Below are 6,463 nucleotides of genomic sequence, written 5' to 3'. Positions count from 1 at the left end.
GCTCGCCTGCGACCCATTCGCCGGCAATCAGGTGTTTTCCTGTCAGTTTATAGGACATTGGTGCCTCCTTTGCGCTGGGATATCCCGGCGCTTATTTCACAAGTTTGTTTTCGCGCATGAAACCGACAAGCTTGTCATGCTGCGCAGGCGTCAGTGGCCAGGCTGATGGCGGACGGGTCGGACCGCAATCATTGCCCAGAAGCTGCAACGCGGATTTAACCCCGGTCACATTGGTACCATTCATTTCCTCGGACCGGACATCTTCAAATGCCCGCATTTCCGAAATCAGTTTGCGAGCGGTTTCGTAATCGCCGCCTTCAAGGGCCGCATGGATCGCCATCGAACGTTCCGGCCACACATTGATCAGACCCGATGTAAAGCCGCGCGCGCCAACCGCATAGAAAGTCGGCGCCCAAACCTCGGCCAAACCGCCAACCCACACGATCTCCGGATCGCATGCTGAAATCGCCTCGGCCAGCTTCATCGGATTTGGCGTCGCCCATTTGACACCGGCAACACCTTCAACAGCACATAGATCGGCAATCGCCTTGGTGCCAATCGTATCGTTGCGAAGATACAGCATCATCGGCAAACCATCCGATGCATCGGCAATGCGTTTAAGATAGTCGACAACACCACGCGGCGCGACAAAGGGATCTGGTGGTTGATGGATCATAAGCGCCTCGGCACCGGCCTCTGCCGATGCCTTTGCCAGTGCAACCGCATCACGAATGCCGCGACCAACCCCGGCCAGCATCGGCGCACGACCGTCAAGCATTTCGGCAACCGATCTGGCCATGGTAATGGCCTCGTCCGTGGTCAGGGCATAAAATTCGCCGGTATTGCCGTTTACGACCGGGAAATGAACCCCCGCAGTCAGCGCACGATCAATAATCGGCGAAAGCTTTTTCGGCGCAACATCGTCGTTTTCATCATAAGGCGTCACAAGAATGCCGGAAATACCGGACAGCACGCCACGCAAATCGGCTTTGGAAAGTGCCATTGGTCAAAGTCCCTGAATTCTGTTGATAGTGGCGCGATGGGTGCACCACCTGTCTGTCATCAGTCGATCATCGCCGGATCAGAAGATATCCGGCTCGCCCGCGGTTTTGCCGAAATCGGGCGATAGGAAGTCGAAATCGCAACCTTCGTTTGCCTGGGTGACGTGCTTGCCAAACATCCAGCCATAACCGCGCTGATAGCGATCCTCGGGCTTTTGCCATGCCGCACGACGACGTTCGAGTTCGTCTTCATCCACCAGCATGTCCAGACGACGGTTATCAAGATCAAGCTTGACGATATCGCCGGTTTTCAAAAGTGCCAGCGGCCCGCCGATATAGCTTTCAGGTGCAACATGAAGCACACAGGCCCCATAAGACGTGCCCGACATACGTGCATCCGAAATGCGCAGCATGTCGCGATGCCCCTGCTTGATCAGCGCCTTGGGAATTGGCAGCATCCCCCACTCGGGGAAACCTGGCCCGCCAAGCGGCCCGGCATTGCGCAAAACCATCACATGGTCGGGCGTGATATCGAGATTTTCATCATCAACCGCCTTTTTCATTTCCGGATAGCTGTCAAACACCAAGGCAGGACCCTGATGATTGCGGAACCGTTCATCACAGGCAGCCGGTTTGATCACCGCCCCGTCCGGGCACAGATTGCCACGCAGAACCGCAAGTGATCCTTCGTGATAGACCGGGTTGCACAGCGGACGAATGACATCGTCATTATAGACAGTCGCACCCTCAAGCGTTTCGCCGAGAGTCTTGCCGGTAACCGTCGTAACACTTGTATCAAGCTTATCGCCAAGCTCCGCCATCAGCGCGCGCAAACCACCAGCATAGAAGAAATCTTCCATCAGGTAATCGCCCTTGCCTGACGGGCGAATATTGGCAATCAGCGGCGTGGTGCGGCCAAGTGCGTCAAGGTCATCAAGATCAAGCTTGATGCTGGCCCGGCGCGCCATCGCCAGAAGATGCACCACCGCATTGGTCGAACAGCCGGTTGCCATGGCAACAACAGCAGAGTTACGAACCGATGCCGGGGTGACGATTTTTTCGGGCGTCAGATCTTCCCAGACCATATCAACGATGCGACGGCCACACTGGGTCGACATGCGGATATGACCGGCATCCGGTGCCGGGATCGACGATGCGCCGGGAAGGCAAAGCCCCATGGCCTCGGCAATCGCGGTCATGGTCGATGCGGTGCCCATGGTCATGCAGTGACCGTATGAACGCGCAATGCCACCTTCGACACCGACCCATTCCTCGTCACTGATGTTACCGGCACGGCGTTCATCCCAGTATTTCCAGGCATCCGACCCTGAACCCAGGATTTTACCGGCATAATTCCCGCGCAACATTGGCCCGGCCGGAAGATAGATCATCGGCACACCGGCCGAAATCGCCCCCATCACAAGACCCGGTGTGGTTTTGTCGCAACCGCCCATCAAAACCACACCATCCAGCGGGTGGGAGCGGATCAGCTCTTCCGTCTCCATCGCCAGCAGGTTGCGATACAGCATCGATGTTGGCTTGGTGAAAGACTCATCAACCGAAATCGCCGGAAGTTCGACCGGAAAACCACCCGCCTGATGCACGCCTTTTTTGACATCCCCCGAACGTTCGCGGAAATGCGCGTGGCACGGGTTCAATTCCGACCAGGTATTAAGAATCCCGATGACCGGGCGGCCTGTCCAGTCTTCCGGATCAAGACCCATCTGCATCAGACGTGAACGATGACCGAACGAACGCAGATCGTCGGGCGCGAACCATCGCGCACTTCTAAGGTCTTCGGCAGATTTTTTTTGCTTTTCGGACATGGCGTTCCTCCCGTGTATCCGCCCTACCGGGTGACTATGCACATGCAAACCCGACAGAACAATGCGATTTCATTTATGATGGCATGTATGCGCATACACATCAACGTTGTCAAGTTATCTTACATGTATTTTACCTTTGGAACCCTTGAAGAAAAGACCATAGATTCCGGGATTGACAGAAGTTAAATCGACTTGTATGAAATTATGTATGCGCTTTCATATTGTCTGAAAATTTACAGGCAGCAATAACAAGAACAAGCAAAGCGCAGGCCCATCGGGAACCACCCCGACCGGGCATTACGGGCAAGGAGCCCCTATTCAGGATCGCGTCATTCGGGAGGAAACAATGACCGGACTTTTCAAAACCCTCGCCACTGCCGTCGGGCTTGCAGCCATGGTTGCAACACCGATTATTGCCACCGCAGCCGACCTGCCAAGCAACGTTCGACTGGTCATCGGCTCTAAGTCAACAGGCGGCGACACCTATCAGAACAGCGCAATCATTGCCGAGGCACTCTCGAAAAAACTTGATATCAACGTCAAGGTCGATGCCGTCGGCGTAAGCGAAGCCTTCAAGGCACTTGATCGCGATTCACGTGGCACAACGCTTATGATGTTCCATGATGGTGCCTATATGGGCAACCTTTATGGCGTGCGCGGCTATGACGATATTTTTGAAAAATACAATGTCGGTGCCACCGTCTCAATCAATCCGGGCAACGCATACCTTGTCGCAAAAGACTCTCCGTTCAGGTCAATGGAAGACGTCTTTGCTGCGGCGGCCGCCGGACAGCGCATTCGTGTCGCCATTCAGGCCGGTGGCGTTTCGGAAATCGGTCTTTCTGCGATGAAAAACGCGGCAAAAATCATGTATCCGGGCGCTGAAGAAAACATCGTGGCCGTCAATACCGGTTCACAGGCAGATAAGAACCAGCTTCTGTTTGACCGTCAGGCTGATGTGATCAACGGCTCAGTCCAGGCAAACGAACAATTCACCCAGCTTCCGCAGGACGACCAGAAAGCGATGCGTTTCATCTGGGTAACCGCCCGTGAAAAAACCATCAAACAGGCAAACCCGGAAGGCATGGGCAACACCACCAGCGAAGAACTGCTGGGCTATACCACGCCAAATGTCAGCGTCACGATGGACGGCACGAACGACTTTACCTTTGATAAAGAGTTCTTCTTCCTCTTTAACAAAGACATGGATCCGGCAATTATCGAAACCATCGATAATGCCCTTACCGAAATTTATGCCGAAGGCAAAATTCAGGAAACCCAGAAGAATTCCTTCTTCATTCCGAACTTCCTGCCATCGAAAGAAGCGTCTGCCTATCTCAAAGATAAAAGCGAAACCATTCGCAAAATCATCTCCTCGATTTCGACGCAGTAACCATCTCCTGTTGGCCTGGCTCATAACCAGGCCAACAGGAACTTTGGCATTATTCCCGGCTAAATCGACCGATAAGGACTATCCCGGCAAATACTTTCGGCGCCTTAAGCAGATGACTTTTTTCCGCCTGGCTCGAAGTACGGGATAAGTAAGGAGAGACATCATGTCACTGGAAACGCTTTTATCAGTGTCCATTGATTTCGATACATCGCACACTGTATTTCCGACCATCGTTGCCATTGTGCTTGGCATATTACTGGCTGCGATACTGGCAACGCGCAGCCGCGCGATTTTGGCAACGATTGGTTCAACACCTTGGTGGCCGGCCAAGATCGACCATATGCGTTTTTTCGGAACCCTTGCCGGTACCGTACTTTATTTCATCGCCATGCCTTGGGTGGGTAACTTTTATCCGAATACCGGCCTTGGATTTTATATCTGCTCAATCCCGTACCTGTTTGCCATGAGCGTGCTTTACCTCAACCAGCGCGATAAACGGCACCTGCTGATCGCAGGCCTTAATGCCCTGATAGCACCAAGCGTTGTCTGGTACCTGCTGTCGGAACTTTTCAACATATCGCTTCCTTAAGCCAAGAACGACACGAGAGATTTGATATGGATTTTCTTTCCATTTTAACGCCGTTCTTCTTTACCCTGGTTGCGTCCGGCACGGTGATCGGCATCATTTTTGGTGCGATCCCCGGAATGACGGCAACCATGGCGGTCGCGGTGTGTTTACCCCTAACCTATTCCCTGGGTCTTGAAAATGGCTTGGCCCTTTTGCTCGGGCTTTATGTTGGCGGCATCTCGGGTGGGCTTGTACCGGCTATTCTTCTGAATATCCCAGGAACGCCATCTTCAATTGCCACCACATTTGATGGCTATCCCATGACGCAAAAAGGCGAAGGTGAACGTGCACTTCGCATTGCTGTCATTTCATCCTTTGTTGGTGGCATTATCAGTCTGGCGGCACTCTTCTTCTTTGCCCCTGCGCTTGCCGACTTTGCGATCAAATTTTCATATGTTGAAAAATTCCTGATCATCTTCTTTGCGCTGACCGTTATGGCAGCCCTTAGCAGCAACATGCTCGTTGGCGTTTTCAGTGGCGTGCTTGGTATCTTCCTTAGCCTGATCGGCGCCTACGATATTTCGCGCGGCGGCAACGGCGAATTGCGTCTGGTACCTGAATTTCTGGAATATTACCTTGAAGGTGGCTTCTCGCTGCTGCCGGTACTGATCGGGATCTTTGGCCTGTCGACCATCCTGATCGAAGCCGAAAGTGGCATGAAGGACGAAAAAGGTCTTTCATCGGTCAAGATCGGCAAAGGCAAACGTTTCGATTTTTCCGTCTTCAAAGGCCAGTTCGTCAACCTGATCCGCTCGTCGGGGATTGGGACTTTTGTTGGAATTTTGCCCGGTGTCGGCGGCAGTGCCGCATCGATCCTGGCTTATAGCCAGCAAAAGAACTTCTCAAAAAATCCGGAACGATTTGGCAAAGGTGAACCATCCGGCATCATCGCGTCAGAAAGTGCCAATAACGGCCTGACGGGCGGTGCGCTGGTTCCCCTGTTATCGCTTGGCATTCCCGGCGATTCCACAACTGCAATCCTGATAGGTGCTTTCACCCTACAGGGTATTCAGGTCGGCCCCCTGTTTATCGGTAACAACCCGGTAACCTGGGATGCGATGATTGTTGCCATGCTTGCAGCGAACATCGTGATGCTGATCGTTATGATCTTTGCCATCCGGCACATCGCCAAGGTGGTGATGATCCCGAAAAACATCCTTTTCCCGATCATTCTGATGATGTGTGTTGTCGGCGCATACACGATCAATTACGGCGTGATGTTTGACGTCTGGACATTGCTGATATTCGGTCTGTTTGGCTATTTTGCCCATAAAATCGGATTGGAAATCGCCCCCTTCATCATCGGTTTTATCCTTGGCCCGTCGGCGGAAATCTATTTCGTCAAAAGCATTGAATCGTTTGGCACACTCTCGATCTTCTTCACCAAAAGCTGGATCGCGGTTCTGCTGTGGATTCTGATTGCACTTTCCGTCTGGTTCTCGGTTGCAATTTCTCGCAAAAAGAAACGGGACCTGACGGCATCTGGCAATTAAGATAAAACGCGATTGCCATCCAGTGATGCCAATGTGAAGGTGCCCTCGGATCAAGCCGATGCCAAGGGCGCCTTCACAAAATGACTTCAACAGAGAAACCGTTTTGCCGAAAAACGAAACAC

General features: G+C 52.9%; 5 protein-coding genes. 3 read left to right on the top strand and 2 right to left on the bottom strand.

Annotated elements, in window-relative coordinates:
* Positions 1 to 91: 91 nt before the first annotated feature.
* On the bottom strand, positions 92 to 1,003 hold the full coding sequence (locus TH468_RS18570; RefSeq protein WP_085646033.1) for a dihydrodipicolinate synthase family protein: 912 nt from the start codon (positions 1,001 to 1,003) through the stop codon (positions 92 to 94).
* Between the two features lie 78 nt (positions 1,004 to 1,081).
* Positions 1,082 to 2,827: an L-arabinonate dehydratase gene (gene araD, locus TH468_RS18565; RefSeq protein ID WP_085646032.1), complete on the bottom strand. Its 1,746-nt coding sequence runs from the start codon at positions 2,825 to 2,827 to the stop codon at positions 1,082 to 1,084.
* A 346-nt stretch (positions 2,828 to 3,173) separates the two neighbouring features.
* On the opposite strand from araD, the gene TH468_RS18560 reads away from it, so the two are divergent.
* The 3 genes from TH468_RS18560 (at position 3,174) to TH468_RS18550 (ending at position 6,341) form a co-directional block, all read left to right on the top strand.
* Entirely contained in the window at positions 3,174 to 4,220 is a 1,047-nt protein-coding gene (locus TH468_RS18560) for an ABC transporter substrate-binding protein (RefSeq protein ID WP_085646031.1), read from the top strand.
* 163 nt (positions 4,221 to 4,383) lie between these two features.
* Positions 4,384 to 4,809 (top strand): tripartite tricarboxylate transporter TctB family protein, encoded by a 426-nt coding sequence (locus tag TH468_RS18555; RefSeq protein WP_085646030.1) that lies wholly within the window; start codon positions 4,384 to 4,386, stop codon positions 4,807 to 4,809.
* A gap of 26 nt (positions 4,810 to 4,835) precedes the next feature.
* Positions 4,836 to 6,341 carry a tripartite tricarboxylate transporter permease gene (locus TH468_RS18550; RefSeq protein ID WP_085646029.1) on the top strand — a complete coding sequence of 502 codons (1,506 nt, stop codon included), beginning with the start codon at positions 4,836 to 4,838 and terminating at the stop codon, positions 6,339 to 6,341.
* Positions 6,342 to 6,463: the final 122 nt, after the last annotated feature.

Origin of the sequence: Thalassospira sp. MCCC 1A03138, from assembly GCF_002115785.1 — a bacterium.
Taxonomy (GTDB): Bacteria; Pseudomonadota; Alphaproteobacteria; order Rhodospirillales; family Thalassospiraceae; genus Thalassospira.
The sequence above is the reverse complement of the archived record's forward strand: the minus strand, read 5'-3'. Positions and strand labels throughout refer to the sequence as shown.

Coding starts and splice junctions, on each gene's coding strand:
- TH468_RS18570 (WP_085646033.1), bottom strand. CDS start 1,003: ATGGCACTTTCCAAAGCCGATTTGCGTGGCGTGCTGTCCGGTATTTCC.
- araD (WP_085646032.1), bottom strand. CDS start 2,827: ATGTCCGAAAAGCAAAAAAAATCTGCCGAAGACCTTAGAAGTGCGCGA.
- TH468_RS18560 (WP_085646031.1), top strand. CDS start 3,174: ATGACCGGACTTTTCAAAACCCTCGCCACTGCCGTCGGGCTTGCAGCC.
- TH468_RS18555 (WP_085646030.1), top strand. CDS start 4,384: ATGTCACTGGAAACGCTTTTATCAGTGTCCATTGATTTCGATACATCG.
- TH468_RS18550 (WP_085646029.1), top strand. CDS start 4,836: ATGGATTTTCTTTCCATTTTAACGCCGTTCTTCTTTACCCTGGTTGCG.